Annotated in this window: 16 protein-coding genes; 9 read left to right on the top strand and 7 right to left on the bottom strand. The window is 64.3% G+C overall.

Features of this window, described 5'->3' with window-relative positions:
• Nucleotides 1–2 precede the first annotated feature (2 nt).
• The 3 genes from EPO50_RS27410 to EPO50_RS27400 are packed head-to-tail and all read right to left on the bottom strand — an operon-like array spanning nt 3 to nt 1,627.
• Nucleotides 3–311, bottom strand: a complete 309-nt coding sequence (locus EPO50_RS27410; RefSeq protein WP_296349530.1) for a helix-turn-helix transcriptional regulator — start codon at nt 309–311, stop codon at nt 3–5.
• Nucleotides 312–351: 40 nt separating this feature from the next.
• On the bottom strand, nt 352–1,230 hold the full coding sequence (locus tag EPO50_RS27405; protein ID WP_296349528.1) for a DMT family transporter: 879 nt from the start codon (nt 1,228–1,230) through the stop codon (nt 352–354).
• Nucleotides 1,211–1,627 carry a RidA family protein gene (locus EPO50_RS27400; RefSeq protein ID WP_296349527.1) on the bottom strand — a complete coding sequence of 139 codons (417 nt, stop codon included), beginning with the start codon at nt 1,625–1,627 and terminating at the stop codon, nt 1,211–1,213. The genes EPO50_RS27405 and EPO50_RS27400 overlap by 20 nt, the downstream gene beginning before the upstream one ends.
• Nucleotides 1,628–1,723: 96 nt before the next feature.
• Between EPO50_RS27400 and EPO50_RS27395 the strand changes: the two genes are divergently transcribed.
• Genes EPO50_RS27395 through EPO50_RS27385 form a run of 3 tightly spaced genes read left to right on the top strand, consistent with a single transcriptional unit; the run spans nt 1,724 to nt 4,103 of the window.
• Nucleotides 1,724–2,440 carry a YafY family protein gene (locus EPO50_RS27395; protein WP_296349525.1) on the top strand — a complete coding sequence of 239 codons (717 nt, stop codon included), beginning with the start codon at nt 1,724–1,726 and terminating at the stop codon, nt 2,438–2,440.
• 12 nt (nt 2,441–2,452) lie between these two features.
• On the top strand, nt 2,453–3,343 hold the full coding sequence (locus EPO50_RS27390) for a TauD/TfdA family dioxygenase (protein WP_296349523.1): 891 nt from the start codon (nt 2,453–2,455) through the stop codon (nt 3,341–3,343).
• Nucleotides 3,344–3,365: 22 nt separating this feature from the next.
• Entirely contained in the window at nt 3,366–4,103 is a 738-nt protein-coding gene (locus EPO50_RS27385) for an MBL fold metallo-hydrolase (protein WP_296349522.1), read from the top strand.
• On the opposite strand, the gene EPO50_RS27380 is transcribed toward EPO50_RS27385, so the two are convergent.
• On the bottom strand, nt 4,100–4,666 hold the full coding sequence (locus EPO50_RS27380) for a dihydrofolate reductase (protein ID WP_296349520.1): 567 nt from the start codon (nt 4,664–4,666) through the stop codon (nt 4,100–4,102). The two genes, EPO50_RS27385 and EPO50_RS27380, sit on opposite strands and share 4 nt — an antisense overlap.
• A 96-nt stretch (nt 4,667–4,762) precedes the next feature.
• Here EPO50_RS27380 and EPO50_RS27375 point away from each other — a divergent pair, with 96 nt between their 5' ends.
• Entirely contained in the window at nt 4,763–6,154 is a 1,392-nt protein-coding gene (locus EPO50_RS27375; RefSeq protein WP_296349519.1) for an amidase, read from the top strand.
• On the opposite strand, the gene EPO50_RS27370 is transcribed toward EPO50_RS27375, so the two are convergent.
• Nucleotides 6,141–7,136 (bottom strand): tripartite tricarboxylate transporter substrate binding protein, encoded by a 996-nt coding sequence (locus EPO50_RS27370; protein ID WP_296349517.1) that lies wholly within the window; start codon nt 7,134–7,136, stop codon nt 6,141–6,143. The genes EPO50_RS27375 and EPO50_RS27370 overlap by 14 nt on opposite strands.
• A gap of 177 nt (nt 7,137–7,313) precedes the next feature.
• Here EPO50_RS27370 and EPO50_RS27365 point away from each other — a divergent pair, with 177 nt between their 5' ends.
• Together EPO50_RS27365 and EPO50_RS27360 are read left to right on the top strand one after the other, a co-directional pair.
• Nucleotides 7,314–9,410: a 3-hydroxyacyl-CoA dehydrogenase NAD-binding domain-containing protein gene (locus EPO50_RS27365; RefSeq protein WP_296349515.1), complete on the top strand. Its 2,097-nt coding sequence runs from the start codon at nt 7,314–7,316 to the stop codon at nt 9,408–9,410.
• 25 nt (nt 9,411–9,435) lie between these two features.
• On the top strand, nt 9,436–10,626 hold the full coding sequence (locus tag EPO50_RS27360) for an acetyl-CoA C-acyltransferase (protein WP_296349513.1): 1,191 nt from the start codon (nt 9,436–9,438) through the stop codon (nt 10,624–10,626).
• Nucleotides 10,627–10,684: 58 nt separating this feature from the next.
• On the opposite strand, the gene EPO50_RS27355 is transcribed toward EPO50_RS27360, so the two are convergent.
• Both EPO50_RS27355 and EPO50_RS27350 read right to left on the bottom strand, forming a co-directional pair.
• Nucleotides 10,685–11,449 carry a ZIP family metal transporter gene (locus EPO50_RS27355; protein WP_296349679.1) on the bottom strand — a complete coding sequence of 255 codons (765 nt, stop codon included), beginning with the start codon at nt 11,447–11,449 and terminating at the stop codon, nt 10,685–10,687.
• Nucleotides 11,450–11,547: 98 nt separating this feature from the next.
• Nucleotides 11,548–12,717 (bottom strand): alpha-hydroxy acid oxidase, encoded by a 1,170-nt coding sequence (locus EPO50_RS27350; protein WP_296349511.1) that lies wholly within the window; start codon nt 12,715–12,717, stop codon nt 11,548–11,550.
• A gap of 81 nt (nt 12,718–12,798) precedes the next feature.
• On the opposite strand from EPO50_RS27350, the gene EPO50_RS27345 reads away from it, so the two are divergent.
• From EPO50_RS27345 to EPO50_RS27335, 3 genes are read left to right on the top strand one after another with little or no spacing between them, the layout of a single operon-like run.
• Nucleotides 12,799–13,245 carry a GNAT family N-acetyltransferase gene (locus EPO50_RS27345; RefSeq protein ID WP_296349509.1) on the top strand — a complete coding sequence of 149 codons (447 nt, stop codon included), beginning with the start codon at nt 12,799–12,801 and terminating at the stop codon, nt 13,243–13,245.
• A 4-nt stretch (nt 13,246–13,249) separates the two neighbouring features.
• Nucleotides 13,250–13,588: a hypothetical protein gene (locus EPO50_RS27340; protein WP_296349507.1), complete on the top strand. Its 339-nt coding sequence runs from the start codon at nt 13,250–13,252 to the stop codon at nt 13,586–13,588.
• A complete protein-coding gene (locus EPO50_RS27335) occupies nt 13,585–14,508 on the top strand; it encodes a glutathione S-transferase family protein (protein ID WP_296349505.1) in 924 nt (307 codons plus the stop codon). The genes EPO50_RS27340 and EPO50_RS27335 overlap by 4 nt, the downstream gene beginning before the upstream one ends.
• Nucleotides 14,509–14,516: the final 8 nt, after the last annotated feature.

Here is a 14,516-nt window from a genome sequence, read left to right as displayed (position 1 = left end):
TCTCAATGCTCGGCGACGTGACTGACCATATCTTCGACCATGCGGCGGACATGGGCGTCGTCCGCTTCATAGTAAACCTGCTTGCCCTGCCGATCCGCCCGCACCAGCCGCGCGCCCTTCAGCAACCGCAGATGATGGCTCACCAGCGATACCGAAAGGCCCAGCCGGTCAGCGATATCAGAGACTGCCAGTGGCGTGCGCAAGCAGGATACGACGATCCGCAGCCGCGTTGGGTCACCCAGCAAACGGAACAGGTCGGCCAGCGCTACCGCGTGGTCGTCGGACAGAATGGTTTTCTTGGCCTTGGACATTTGAACAACTGTTCAAACGTAATCTCTCCCCTCCCGCCCGTCAAGGCAGGTGCGGGATCAGACGACGGGGCAGCGCCACATCTGCCACCACGGCGGCCATGACGATCGCCCCGCCGATCAGCGTGGCAATGGCTGGCGCCTCGCTGAAGGCCAGCCAGACCCACAGGGCTGCAAGCGGTGTCTGCAAGGTGCCAATCAGGGCGCCGCGCGTCGCGGAAACCAGCGGCGTGCCCAAGGCCAGCAGCAGCAAGCCGAGGCCGAACTGGCTGGTGCCGAACAGCGCCAGCAGACCGAAGCTCTGACCGCTGATCGAAAGCGGATGGGCAAAAGGCAGCACGATCAACGAGCAGAGAAAGGCCGAGAGGCCGAGAGCCGGGATCATGCTGACGCTCGGATTGCGTCGGATCAGCACCAGCACCATCGACATCAGCACGACCATGGCGAAGGTGAACAGGTCGCCCAGCAGCCGGCCGCCGGCAATTGCCGGACCTGCCATCACTGCTACACCGGCCAGCGCCGCGAGCGTCGCCAGAAGCGTGATCTGATCCTCGCGCTCGCCAAGGATCAGCCAGGCGAAGCCTGCCGTCACGAAGGGGATGGTGGCGTCGATCACCATCACGTCGGCCACGGTCGAGAGTTTCAGCGCATTGAGGAAGCACACGGTCGCGAGCGCCGAGCAGAGGGCAATCAGCAGGCCGTCGCAGCCGATCGCCCGGACGGCCGATACGATCCGACCACGTTCGCGTACCGCCACCATGCCGACGAGGAACAGACCGGCGAACAGCCCGCGCCAGAACAGCATGGTCCAGGCGTCGACCTCGATCAGCCGCGTGTAGAAGCCGGCGCTGCTGTAGGCGATGGCCGACGCCAACAGCAGCGGCGTGCCGACCCACGCATCCCTACTTGGCGAGCGCGACACAATCGATCTCGATGTCGAAGGGGCCGAACCATCCCGCCGTGCAGAGAAATACGCGCGCCGGTTTGTGATCGACGAAATACTCCGCATAGATCGCGTTGACGGTCGCGAAATAGGCCGGGTTCGAGCAATAAACCGTGCATTTGACGACACGGTCGAGCGCGGAGCCTGCCGCTTCGAGACAGGCTTTCAGGTGCTCGAGAACGCGGCGCGTCTGCTGGTCGATCGGCAGGATGTCGTAGGCGCCTGTCTCAGGATTCACCGGCGGCAGGCCCGAGACATAGACCCAGTCTCCAGCCCGCACGACGGGCGAAACCGGGACGCTGTTGCGCGCGGCAAACTTCGCCAACGCAGGCACAGAGGGCGACGAGATCTCGACCCTGGCGGTGGGAGTGGTCATGGCGGCTTTCTCCTTGGTGGATGCCAGGGACACTTACTGACTCCCTCCTGACAACGTTGTGTCAGTAGTGATAAGCTCTTGAAGAAATGGAAGAAAATGCGCCGCTCAGACCGACTGTTCGACATCATCCAGCGTCTGCGCACGGCCAGCCGGCCGGTGACAGCGGCGGCGCTGGCGGCCGACCTCGAAGTCACGCCGCGCACCGTCTATCGCGACATCGCCACCTTGCAGGCTCGGCGCGTGCCGATCGAAGGCGCGCCCGGCATCGGCTATGTCCTGCGCAAGGGTTTCGACTTACCGCCGCTGATGTTCACCGTCGAGGAGGTCGAGGCCATCGCGGTCGGCGCCCGACTGGTCCACCGCCTGCGCGATCCCAAGCTGCAGGAAGCGGCGGAAGCCGTTCTGGCCAAGGTCTCTGTCGTACTGCCGGAGCGCCTGCGCAGCCACGTCGTTGCCCCGCCGGTCTACATCTCGCCAGGCATGGCGGCCGAAGCACAAGGCGTCGATCTCGCCGAGATCCGCGCCGCCATTCGCGACAGCCGGAAGCTCTACATCGCCTACGCCGATGAAGGGGGCCGGCGCACCAACCGCACGATCTGGCCGATCGCCATGGCCTACTATGTCGACGTCACGCTGGTCGGCGCCTGGTGTGAGCTGCGCGGCGACTACCGCAATTTCCGCGTCGAACGGATCGCGGCCTCCCGTGTGCTGGACGAACATTTCGACCAGAACAATGGCCGCCTGTTCGCAGAGTGGTCCGCCCTGCCCAAGACCCGACCAGGCTCCCTCGCCGTCCCGCCGGACTCGCGCTAGGCTCGGCCCATCATGACGATCGACATTCGCCCCATCGATCCCGTGAACCGCGCCTTCTTCGCCGGCGAGGTGTCGGGCATCGACCTCACCCGTCCTCTCTCAGATGAAGAGGTGACGGCCATCCATGCCGGCATGGATCAGTTCGGCGTGCTGGTGTTCCACGACCAGCGTCTCGACGACGAGCAACAGCTCGTCTTCAGCCGCCAGCTCGGGCCGCTTGAACAGGCGACCGGAGACATCATGCCGCCGGAACAGCGGCGCATGAGCATGGACCTAAACGACATCTCCAACCTTGATGTGAACGGCAACGTGTTGGCGCGCGACGACCGCCGCCGGCTGTTCAGCCTGGGCAACCTGCTCTGGCATTCCGACAGCTCCTTCAAGGATGTGCCTGCCAAGTATTCCCTCCTCTCAGCTCGCACGATCCCGGCGGCCGGCGGCAACACCGAGTTCGCCGACATGCGGGCGGCCTACGATGCACTGGATGAAGAGACGAAGCACGAGGTGCTCGATCTCATCTGCCGACACAGCCAGATCTATTCACGCGGCATGCTGGGCTTCGACGACTTCACCGAGGCCGAGCGGCTGAAATGGGCGCCCGTGCGCCAGCGCCTCGTGCGACGCCATCCGAACACCGGACGCCTCTCACTCTATCTCGCAAGCCATGCCGGCGAGATCGAAGGCTGGCCGGTACCGGAGGCACGTGCCTTCCTGCGCGATCTCAACGAGCACGCGACGCAACGGCAGTTCGTCTATGCACATGTCTGGCGGCCGTTCGACCTGGTGATATGGGACAATCGCGTCACCATGCATCGCGCGCGGCGCTTCAATTCCAAGGAAGTCCGCGACATGCGCCGCACGACGCTCACCAACGAAGTGTCGAGCCTCGAGCAGGCGCCGTAAGAACGAACATAGTCGGTAGTTTATGCGTCTTCAGTTCCTCGGGTCGGGCGATGCCTTCGGCAGCGGCGGACGGTTCAACACCTGCTTCCATCTCGAACGCGCTCAACAGGGCAATGTATTAGTCGATTGCGGCGCTTCTTCCATGGTGGCGATCCGCAAATGGGGTGTCGATCCCAACGGCATCTCGACCGTGCTGGTGAGCCATCTGCATGGCGACCATTTCGGCGGCCTACCCTTCTTCCTGCTCGACGCGCAGCTCGTCAGCCGCCGCACCGCGCCGCTCGTCCTTGCCGGACCGCCGGGCTTCCGGGAACGGCTGATGATCGTCATGGAGGCGATGTTCGCAGGCTCCACCAAGGTCGAGCGCAAGTTCGCCTTGGAGATCCGAGAACTCGAACTACACGAAAGAGTCGAGCTCGATGGGCTCGCCGTCACGCCCTACCTGATGAAGCACTATAGCGGCGCGCCGTCCTACGCACTCAGGATCGAGACCGAGGGCAAGGTGCTCACCTACTCGGGCGATACCGAATGGGTCGAGGAACTCATCCCGGCTGGCCGCGACGCCGATCTCTTCATCTGCGAAGCCTACTTCTTCGACAAAGTGATGAAGTACCACATCGACTACACGACGCTCAGCCGCCACCTGCCGGAGATCGGCGCGAAGCGCACCATCGTCACTCACATGAGTGCCGAACTGCTCGGCCGCCAGGGTGAGATCGCCCTCGAAGCGGCTCACGACGGCATGGTCGTCGACTTCTAGCTTTTGGCGACCCACTCCTCGACGCGGGTCTCGGTAGCTTCGTCGACCACGCGGCTGCTGCGCAACACCATGCCATGTTTCTGCAACACCTCGTCCGGCAAGACACCATGGCCGACACCCGGAAAAACCGGCCGACCACGGGGCACGCTCGCCTGCGCGCGGGTGAGATAGAACACGTCGTAGCCAATATTCAGGAACAGGCCGAACACGTCGGTTCCGCCCACCACCGCAAGAGTTCCCTCGGGCGCGCCGAGCTTCATCCACGCTTCTTCGAATGGTGCTGTCGCCGGATTCCACAACACGGCATTGGCATTGCGGGGATCAGGCACAATGCGCTCGACTCGCCGCGTCAGCACGATGCGCTTGCGTGCCGCTTCCTTCGGGCCGCCTTCCGCTGAATGTCGGCCATTGGCCACAGCCGAGGCCCGGTCGAGCGAGTCTTGATAGAACTTCTGATCGCCCGGGATCTTCAGCCCCTCCGGAAAGGAGGCATCCGAGCCGGCGATCATGCCTTCGCGGGACACGATCGCGAATCCTTCGATGCGGGGTCGCTTGGTCGTCATGAAGCCGCCTTTCAAACGATCGGAGTTTAACGCGAACAAACGCCCGAAGTAGAGCTAAGGTCTATCCTGACCTTACCGACCGAGGACGAAGAGACAATGACCGCGTATCAGGATTACAAGCCACTTACCTTTCACGACGCGACGCAACGCTTCAGCGACGGCAGCGACACGCCGCGCGCCTTTCTCGAACGATGCCTGGAAACCATCGCGGCACGCGAGCCCGTGGTGAAGGCATTGACAGCCATCAACGAAGCCGGCGCCCGCACGGCGGCCGATGCCAGCACCGCGCGTTGGAAGCAGGGCAAGCCGCTGTCGCCGATCGACGGCATGCCACTTGCCATCAAGGACCTGCTTGAAACCAAAGACATGCCGACCGAGATGGGTTGCGCCGCTTTCAAAGGAAATTTCCCGAAGCGCGACAATGCGGCCGTCTGGGCGCTGCGTCAGGCGGGTGCGGTGATTCTCGCCAAGGCGGTGACGGCGGAGCTTGGCGGTTCGCATCCCGGCGCCAGCACCAATCCGTTCGACCCAGCCCGCACGCCCGGCGGCTCTTCTTCCGGTTCCGCCGCCGCTGTTGGCGCCAACATGGTCCCAGCCGCGATCGGCACCCAGGTCGGCGGCTCGATCATCCGACCCGCGGCCTATTGCGGGAACTTCGCGCTGAAGCCGACGCAGGGCGGCATCAACCGCGGCGAACGTCAGGCGACCAGCCAGAGCACGCACGGTCCTCATGCCGGCAGCCTGGAAGACATGTGGCAGGTCGCCATCGAGATCGCGCAACGCGCCGGCGGCGATCGCGGAGCGGTTGGCCTGATGGGCCCCTCGACTCTGCCGGCTTCAGCGAAGCCCAATCGGCTGATCGTGCTCGAAACCGAGGGATGGCCGGACGTCGACGCGGCGACGAAAGCTGGCTTCGAGGCGGTGTTGAAGCAGCTCCACGATGCAGGCGTGACCCTGATCCGACGCAAGGACCATCCGCTGGTCGAGGCGTTGGAGCGGTCGATCGCCAATGGCCGCTCCGTGTGCAACGGCGTCACGAGCTGGGAAAACCGCTGGGGCCAGCGCGGCATCGTCGATAACAATCCGGCCGGTGTCAGCGAGCGCGCCAAAGCCACTCTCGCCAAGGCCGAGGCGATGACGCCGGACGATTATCGCGCCGCTCTACTCGCCCGCCAGACCGCGCAGCAGACCCATGCCTTGATGGCGTCGCTGGCCGACGCTGCGATTACGCTCGCATGCCCCGGACCGGCGCCACTCTGGTCGGGCGATGTACCGGGCCAGCCGCTGGCGCCGCGGCCGACCGGCGATTTCGTGTTCAACGCGCCGAGTTCAATGCTCTTCGCGCCGGTCGTAACGGTCCCGCTGATGAGCGTCGACGGTATGCCTGTCGGCGTCCAGCTCATGGGCCAGCAGCACGAGGACGCCCGTATGACCGGCCTCGCGCGCTGGCTCTCTGAAAACGTGAAGCGCGTGGCTACTCGGGCTTGAGGCCCAGCGCTACGATGCGCGGGATGAGGGTCGACTTCAGCCGTTCGTAGTCGACCATCACCTCTTCATGCTGCAGCGGCTTTTCGACTAGACCGAAGCTCTGCATCATCTTGCGGCCGGGTTCTGAATCGGCGGCCGCAAACCAGAGATCGGACATCTTCTTCACGATGTCCTTGGGCGTAGCGGCCGGTGCCGCCAGCGCCAGCCAGCCCGACACGGTGAAGGAATCGTCGTCGAAGCCCTGCTCGCGCGAGGTCGGCACGTCGGGAAGCTGCACGGCACGAACCTTGGAGGGCGCTGCAATGGCGCGCACGTCGCCCTTCACCAGGAGAGCGTTCATTGCCTGCGGGCTGCCCATCGCCGCCTGCAACGAGCCTGCCCCCATGTCCTGCCACATCGGCGCTTCACCCTTGTAGGTCACGATCTCCATCTTGAGGCCGTACTTCTCGTTCAGCGCCTGCGCGAAGATGTGCGCCGAGGAGCCGAGCGCCCAAGAGCCGAAGTTCACCTTGTTCGTCCGGGCATAGCCGACGAAGTCCTTGAGGTTCGTCACCGGCACCGACTTGTGCACGACCACCGGCAACACGCCCGACGGCGTGCCCGAAACGATGGTGAAATCCTTGTCCGGGTCGAAGCCCAGCGTCTTGAACATGACGCGGTTCTGAATCAGCGTGCTCGACACCGAGTGCAGGAACGTGTGGCCATCGGCCGGCGCGCGGGCGACCATCGCCGCGCCGATGTTGCCGCTGGCGCCGGGCTTGTTGTCGATGATGACCTGCTGCCCCGTTGCCTGGCTCACATGCTGGCTGAAGGCGCGTGCGATGCCGTCCGTCAGGCCGCCAGCCGGAAAGTTCACCACCATGGTAATCTGCTTGCTGGGCCAGGTGCCCTGGGCACGGACAATGGACGGGGCCGAAAGCGTCAGGCCGACGGCTGCACCTGTGCGCAGCAAGCCGCGGCGGGTCGTGGTTGAGTTCGGCATTGCCTCATGTCCTCCAGAGTATTTTTTTCGCGGCGATGCATAGCGACCGCATTTCCTGGCCGCTAGGCTGTGTAAATGCACCTTTCTCCGCAAAGCGAAACACGTAGTCGCTGGGCGGGGCACGCAGGGATTGCTAAGACCATCCCCCGAACCGGCACTTATCAGGGAAGAACGTCCATGTCCGACGCAGTCATCCGCTCCACAGAGGGGCGCATCGGTATTCTTACCATCAACAATCCGCCGGTGAACGCGCTGGCGGCGGCCGTGCGTGACGGTATCAAGGAAGGCATCGACGCCTTCGCCCAGGATCCCAACGTCGACGCCATCGTGCTGATAGGCGGCGGCCGCACCTTCATTGCCGGTGCCGATATCCGCGAGTTCGGCAAGCCGCCCAAGGGCGCCAACCTGAACGACGTCATCGCCACCATGGAGAACTCGCCCAAGCTGGTCGTGGCCGCTCTGCACGGCACGCCACTGGGCGGCGGCCTCGAGACGGCGCTGGGCGCTCACTATCGCGTGGCGCTGCCCAGCACGCGCCTCGGCCTGCCGGAAGTCCATCTCGGCCTCCTGCCGGGCGCCGGCGGCACCCAGCGCCTGCCCCGCCTCACCGGCGCCAAGTACGCGCTCGACGCCATCCTCTCGGGCCGTCACATCCCCGCTCCCGAAGCCAAGAACAAGGGCATCGTCGACGCCCTCGTCGAGGGTGACGACCTGCTGAAGGGCGCGATCGCCCACACCGAGGTGCTGCTGGCCCAGAAGGCGCCGCGGCGACGGATCCGCGACCTCAGCGTCACCCTTGAATCGCCGGACCTCTTCGCCGAGACCGAGAAGGCGATCGCCCGCAAGGCGCGAGGCTTCAAGGCGCCGTGGAACATCATCAAGTGCGTGCGGGCCGCCGTCGAACTGCCGTTCGACGAAGGCATGAAGCGTGAGCGCGAACTGTTCGTCGAACTCCTGACCTCGTCGGAATCGGCGGCACAGCGTTATTACTTCTTCGCCGAGCGCGAAGCGGCCAAGGTGCTCGACGTGCCGTCCGACACGCCGCAGCGCACGATCAAGACCGGCGGCATCATCGGTGCCGGCACGATGGGTGGCGGCATCGCCATGAACTTCGCCAATGCCGGCGTACCGGTCACCCTGCTCGAAACCTCTCAGGAGGCGCTCGACCGCGGTCTCAAGACGATCCGCACCAACTACGAGAACACCGCCAAGCGCGGCGGCATGAAGGCCGAGGATGTCGAGAAGCGCATGGCGCTGATCACGCCGACCCTCGACTACAACGACCTCAAGGACGTCGACCTCGTGATCGAAGCGGTGTTCGAGACCATGGAGGTCAAGGAAACCGTCTTCAAGAAGCTGGACGAGGTCACCAAGCCCGGCGCCATCCTGGCCACGAACACCTCGGGCCTCGACGTCAACCAGATCGCCAACTACACGCAACGTCCTGGCGACGTGATCGGCATGCATTTCTTCTCTCCGGCCAACGTCATGAAGCTCCTGGAGAACGTGCGCGGCAAGGCGACCGAGAAGGACGTCATCGCCACGGTCATGTCCTTCTCCAAGAAGATCGGCAAGATCCCCGTGCTGGTCGGTGTCTGCGAAGGCTTCGTCGGCAACCGCATGCTGCGCATGCGTGGCGTGCAGTCGGCCTACATGATGGAGGAAGGTGCCCTTCCCCAGCAGATCGACAAGGTGGTCTACGATTTCGGCTTCCCGATGGGCCCCTTCGCGATGAGCGACCTCGCCGGCAACGACGTGGGCTGGCGCATCCGCCAGGGCAAGAAGGAGAAGGAAAAGCGCAACGTGCGCTACACCGGCTACGTTGCCGACGCGATCTGCGAGCTCGGCCGCTTCGGCCAGAAGACCGGCGCGGGTTACTATAAGTACAACCTGCCGGACCGCACGCCGATCCCCGATCCCGAGGTCGAGAAGATCATCGAGGAGACCTCGAAGAAGCTCGGCATCACCCGTCGCGCCATCTCCGATCAGGAAATCATGGAGCGTGCTCTCTTCCCGATGGTGAACGAGGGCGCCAAGATCCTGGAAGAAGGCATGGCGCAGCGCGCGCTCGACATCGACGTGATCTGGGTCAACGGCTACGGCTGGCCGGTCTATCGCGGCGGCCCGATGTGGTGGGCCGACAATGTCGTGGGTCTCAAGACCATTCACGATGCTCTGCTTAGGTATCGTGACGCCTCCGGCGACCCGTTCTGGGAGCCCGCCCCGCTTCTCAAGAAGCTGGTGCAGGAAGGCAAGAAGTTCTCTACCGTCTGATCAATTCGAACCGGAGGAAAATAAAATGGCTGATGCCGTTATCGTCTCGACTGCCCGCACGCCGATCGGCAAGGCATTCCGGGGCATCTTCAACGACACCCATGGCGCCGACATGGGCGCGCATGTGATCAAGCACGCCGCCGAGCGCGCCAAGGTCGACCTGGCCGAAATCGAAGACGTGATCATGGGCTGCGGCGCGCCGGAAGGCACGACCGGCTCGAACGTGGCGCGCGTCGCGGCGATCCGCGCCGGCGCCCCGGTCAGCGTCTCGGGCGTCACGGTGAACCGCTTCTGCTCCTCGGGCTTGCAGACCATTTCGATGGCCGCGCAGCGCGTGCTGGTCGACAAGGCCACCGTCGTCATCGGCGGCGGTCTCGAGTCGATCTCGCTGGTCCAAGGCCCACCGGGCGGCAACAAGAACCGTCTGGTCAATCCCTGGGTCAAGGAGCATGTGCCGGGCATCTATCACTCGATGATCCAGACGGCCGACACGGTGGCCGGCCGCTACAACATCAGCCGCGAAGCTCAGGATCAGTATTCGCTGCAGAGCCAGCTCCGCACCGCGGCGGCGCAGCAGGCCGGCAAGTTCGACGACGAGATCGTGGCGATGGAAACCGAGATGCTCGTCACGGACAAGAACACCAACGAGACGTCGAAGAAGAAGACCAAGCTCACCAAGGACGAAGGTAACCGTCCCGAGACGACCATTGAGGGCTTGGCCAAGCTGCAGCCGGTCATGGGTCCCGACAAGTGGATCACCGCCGGTAACGCCAGCCAGCTCTCCGACGGCGCCTCGGCTGCGGTCGTCATGAGCGACGCCGAAGCCGCCAAGCGCGGCCTGACGCCGCTCGGCATCTACAAGGGCCTGGTCGTGGCCGGCTGCGAGCCCGACGAGATGGGCATCGGTCCAGTCTATGCCGTGCCGAAGCTCCTGAAGCGGTTCGGCCTCAAGATGGACGATATCGACCTCTGGGAGCTGAACGAAGCCTTCGCCGTGCAGGTGCTCTACTGCCGCGATAAGCTCGGCATTCCCAACGACAAGCTGAACGTCAACGGCGGCTCGATCTCAATCGGCCATCCGTTCGGCATGACCGGCGCCCGCTGCGTCGGCCACGCCCTGCTCGAGGGCCGTCGCCGCAAGGCCAAGAACGTCGTCGTCACCATGTGCATCGGTGGTGGCATGGGCGCGGCCGGCCTGTTCGAGGTCGTGCAGTAAGGTAAAGACGTTTCGCCTCCCCCGGCTTCGACTGGGGGAGGCGACCTTTCCTGCGTCATCAGCCCAGCATGACGTCCAGGAACATCATCACCACCAGACCGATCATCAGACCTACCGTGCCGTGGTTTTCGAAACCGCGGCGATGGGTTTCGGGAATGATCTCGTCGCTGATGACGAAGATCATCGCACCGGCTGCGTAGGCCAGCCCCCAGGGCAACAGCGATTGCGCCACGGTGACGGCGCCGCCCCCCAGCAGCCCCCCGATCGGCTCGACCAATCCCGTCAGAAGCGCCACCAGAAACGCTTGCGCCTTGCTGTAGTTCAGCGTGAGCAGGGCGACGGCCACCGCAAGGCCTTCGGGCATGTTCTGCAGCCCGATGCCGATCCCGAGCGCGACAGCCTTGCCGATATCGTCACCGCCGAAGCCGACGCCGACCGCTAGCCCCTCGGGAAAATTGTGCAGCGTGATCGCGACGACGAAGAGCCAGATCCGCCGAATCCGCAGCGCCAGCGGCCCTTCGCGACCCAGGACGAAATGTTCATGCGGCACATAGCGATGGACCAGCCAGAGGCTCGTCGCCCCAAGAAGGATGCCGCCAATGACGAGGCTGACCGCGCCCAGCTTGGTCATGCCCTGCGCCTGCGCGACGTCGAGCCCCGGGATGATAAGGGAGAAGAACGACGCCGCCAGCATCACGCCAGCGGCAAAGCCCAGCATGACATCCTGCGCCCCGTCCGAGAGCTTCCGAACAACCAGAATGGGCAAAGCGCCGATCGCGGTTGCAAGCCCTGCCAGAAGGCTGGCCAGCACCCCGGCCAACACCGGGGACATAGACGCAAAAGCCGCAGTCATCACATCTCCCTGCACCAGAACCGTCTACCGGTCTGGCGAGAGAGCGCGACCTTGAGTTGAAATGAAGATCAGCGCCGATTGCGGCGCAGATCTTCGTCATCCTTCCACATCAAGAACTGCGGGCCAAGGTCGGCAATGCTCGTCGCGCCGATCTGGGCCATGCTGAGGTCGACCTCGCGGCGGAATATCTGCAACGCCTTGGCAGCTCCCGCGACGCCACCCGCCGTGACACCGTACAGTGTCGGCCGGCCGACGAACACGAACTTGGCACCCATGCAGAGGGCGATGATGGCATCGAGACCGCGGCGCACGCCGCCATCGAACATGACGGTCATCTTGTCGCCGACCGCATCGCGTATGGCCGGCAGCACTTCCAGCGGCGACGGCGCGAGGTCGAGCTGACGCGCGCCATGGTTCGATACCATGATGCCGTCGACCCCCAATGAATGGGCGCGGATCGCATCGTCGGGATGCATGATCCCTTTCAGCACGAAATTGCCCTTCCACACCTCACGAAAGCGCTCGACATGCTTCCAGCTCATCGGCGCGCGATTCTGGTAGGCGACGAGATCGGCCACTTTCTCGGCAGTGGCATTGGGGCCGGCATACTTGGCCCAGTTGTTGAAATAGGGCGTGCCGTGCTTCAGCCACTGCATCATCCAGGCAGGATGCAGCAGCGCCTCGAACTTGGTCTTCCAGGTTAGCTTCAGCGGCCGGCCCCAGCCGTTGCGCGTGTTGCGCTCGCGGTTGGAGCCCTCCGGCACGTCGACCGTGAAGACCAGGGTGCGTAGGCCGGCGTCGGCGGAACGCTTGATCAAGTCCTCCGAAACAGCCTGGTCCTTGGCGGAATAGAGCTGATACCAGCCGTGGTCGGGTGCCAGCTTGCCGAGATCCTCGATCGAACCGGTGCTGGAGCCCGACATGATGAAAGGCACGTTGGCGTCGCGCGCGGCTTCCGCCAGCATCAGATCGGCGCCATGGCGAAACAGGCCGGCAAGACCTGTCGGCGCGATGCCGATCGGGCTCGAGTAAGTACGGCCGAACAGCGTCGTCGACTGATCACGGACCGAAACGTCGACCAGATAGCGCGGCACGATGCGCGCCTTGCGGAAGGCCTGCTCGTTGGTGACAAGGCCGACTTCGTCGTCGGTGCCGCCTTCGATGAAGTCGTATGCAATCTTAGGCAGCCGCTTTTTGGCGAGCTTGCGCAGATCCTCGATGTTCACCACGCCGTCCATCGTGTGCCTTGTCCTCGAATTTCAATGACAGGATTTTGACCGTCTTTGCTCGACCGGGCCAGCGATGTTAGACGAATCGCCATGCAAATCAGGCACGCAAGGCACGGCGACGAGGCCCAGCTCGCCTTCCTTCTGGAGGATCACGAGCGCCACTACGGCAACCCGGTTGCCGACGGCGCCGGCGCCAAGGGAGCTTCATTCCTGGCCGAATCGCCGCTTGGCGGTACGCTGTGTCTGGTGGCGGAACAGGACGGCGGCCGACTGGTCGGTTTCGCCATCCTCAACCCCTACTTTCCAGGCCCCAACCTGACACACGGCCTGTACCTGAAAGAGCTCTATGTCACGAGCGACGCGCGCTCAGCCGGGGTCGGAGAGAAGCTCATCGACGCGATCCGCGGCCTCGCCAAGCAGCGCGGCGACACCCGCGTCCTGTGGACGACCGGCGAAGAGAATGCCGGTTCGCAGCGTTTCTACGACCGTCTCGGGATGCGGCGCGAGAAGAAGGTCTACTACGTGATGGACGTCTGAACCGGTGAAGGTCGAGGTCTCCCATCACGTCGACGCGTCGGAGCCTGATGCCCAAGGCTTCCATGACTATCACTACGAGTACGACATCTTCACCTTTTCGGACGGCGATGTGTCTTTCCTCGTCCGCGCCTACACCGACCAACCCCATGAAGCATCGTTCATGGCGCGTCACGTTGCGGACAGGCGGCATCTCCTGACGGAACGGGATCTACAAAATCCGCTGCTTCTCGAAGCACAAGACTATCTTCGAACAGCCGGAAAGACCGACCTGAATTGGCTCGACGGCGAGCGTAGCGAGTACAGGCCGATCGCACCGGCCGCCAGCCAACGGACAGATCCATGACCAGCCTCATCCTGCACAATTACGATTTCTCCAACTTCGCCGAGAAGGCGCGCCTGATGCTGGGCTTCAAGGGCCTGGCCTGGCGCAGTGTCGAGATCCCGCCGATCAACCCCAAACCCAAGCTGACACCGTTGACCGGAGGTTACCGCCGCACGCCCGTACTGCAGGAAGGCGCCGACGTGTGGTGTGACACCCGCCTGATCGCCCGGGAACTCGAGCGTCGCGTGCCCGAACCCAGCTTCTTCCCGGCGAAGACGTCAGGCGCCGCCGATGCCATCGCCTGGTGGGCCGAGCAGCAGTTCATGCGGCCGACGGCGCTCTACGTGTCCGGCATCAACGCCGAGCATATGCCCGAAGGTCTGCACGAGGATCGCGCCAAGCTGCATGGCCTGCCGGTGCCCTCCATCGAGGCGGTACGCAAGGCTGCGACCCGCAATCTCCATCTCGTGCGGCCGCAGATCCGCTGGATCGCCGACATGCTGGCCGACGGACGCCCCTATCTGCTGGGCAACACGCCGTGCATCGCCGACTTTGCGACCTATCATGTCGTCTGGTTCTATCGCGGCCGCCACATCGATTGCCGCCAGGAGCTTGCGCCCTACCCACGCCTGCTGGCTTGGCGCGACCGCATGGCCGCAATCGGCCACGGCAAGCGCACGAACATCGACGCTGACGAGGCACTGGCCGAAGCGCGCGCGGCTACGCCGGCGACACCGCGCCCCTCGCAGCCACAGGAAGGCGATCCACAGCCGGGACAAGGCGCGCGCGTCCGCCCCGCCGACAATGCCAAGGATTGGGTCGAGGGCGAGGTGACGTTCATCGACGCGCACGAGATCGCCCTGCTACGGAACGATCCCGAGGTCGGTGAGATGACCGTACATTTCCCGCGGCTGGGCTACGACTGGCGCAGTGCCTCCTGACGCCGACC

Origin of the sequence: Reyranella sp., from assembly GCF_004297405.1 — a bacterium.
Taxonomy (GTDB): Bacteria; Pseudomonadota; Alphaproteobacteria; order Reyranellales; family Reyranellaceae; genus Reyranella.
The sequence above is the reverse complement of the archived record's forward strand: the minus strand, read 5'-3'. Positions and strand labels throughout refer to the sequence as shown.

Coding starts and splice junctions, on each gene's coding strand:
- EPO50_RS27410 (WP_296349530.1), bottom strand. CDS start 311: ATGTCCAAGGCCAAGAAAACCATTCTGTCCGACGACCACGCGGTAGCG.
- EPO50_RS27400 (WP_296349527.1), bottom strand. CDS start 1,627: ATGACCACTCCCACCGCCAGGGTCGAGATCTCGTCGCCCTCTGTGCCT.
- EPO50_RS27395 (WP_296349525.1), top strand. CDS start 1,724: ATGCGCCGCTCAGACCGACTGTTCGACATCATCCAGCGTCTGCGCACG.
- EPO50_RS27390 (WP_296349523.1), top strand. CDS start 2,453: ATGACGATCGACATTCGCCCCATCGATCCCGTGAACCGCGCCTTCTTC.
- EPO50_RS27385 (WP_296349522.1), top strand. CDS start 3,366: ATGCGTCTTCAGTTCCTCGGGTCGGGCGATGCCTTCGGCAGCGGCGGA.
- EPO50_RS27380 (WP_296349520.1), bottom strand. CDS start 4,666: ATGACGACCAAGCGACCCCGCATCGAAGGATTCGCGATCGTGTCCCGC.
- EPO50_RS27375 (WP_296349519.1), top strand. CDS start 4,763: ATGACCGCGTATCAGGATTACAAGCCACTTACCTTTCACGACGCGACG.
- EPO50_RS27370 (WP_296349517.1), bottom strand. CDS start 7,136: ATGCCGAACTCAACCACGACCCGCCGCGGCTTGCTGCGCACAGGTGCA.
- EPO50_RS27365 (WP_296349515.1), top strand. CDS start 7,314: ATGTCCGACGCAGTCATCCGCTCCACAGAGGGGCGCATCGGTATTCTT.
- EPO50_RS27360 (WP_296349513.1), top strand. CDS start 9,436: ATGGCTGATGCCGTTATCGTCTCGACTGCCCGCACGCCGATCGGCAAG.
- EPO50_RS27350 (WP_296349511.1), bottom strand. CDS start 12,717: ATGGACGGCGTGGTGAACATCGAGGATCTGCGCAAGCTCGCCAAAAAG.
- EPO50_RS27345 (WP_296349509.1), top strand. CDS start 12,799: ATGCAAATCAGGCACGCAAGGCACGGCGACGAGGCCCAGCTCGCCTTC.
- EPO50_RS27335 (WP_296349505.1), top strand. CDS start 13,585: ATGACCAGCCTCATCCTGCACAATTACGATTTCTCCAACTTCGCCGAG.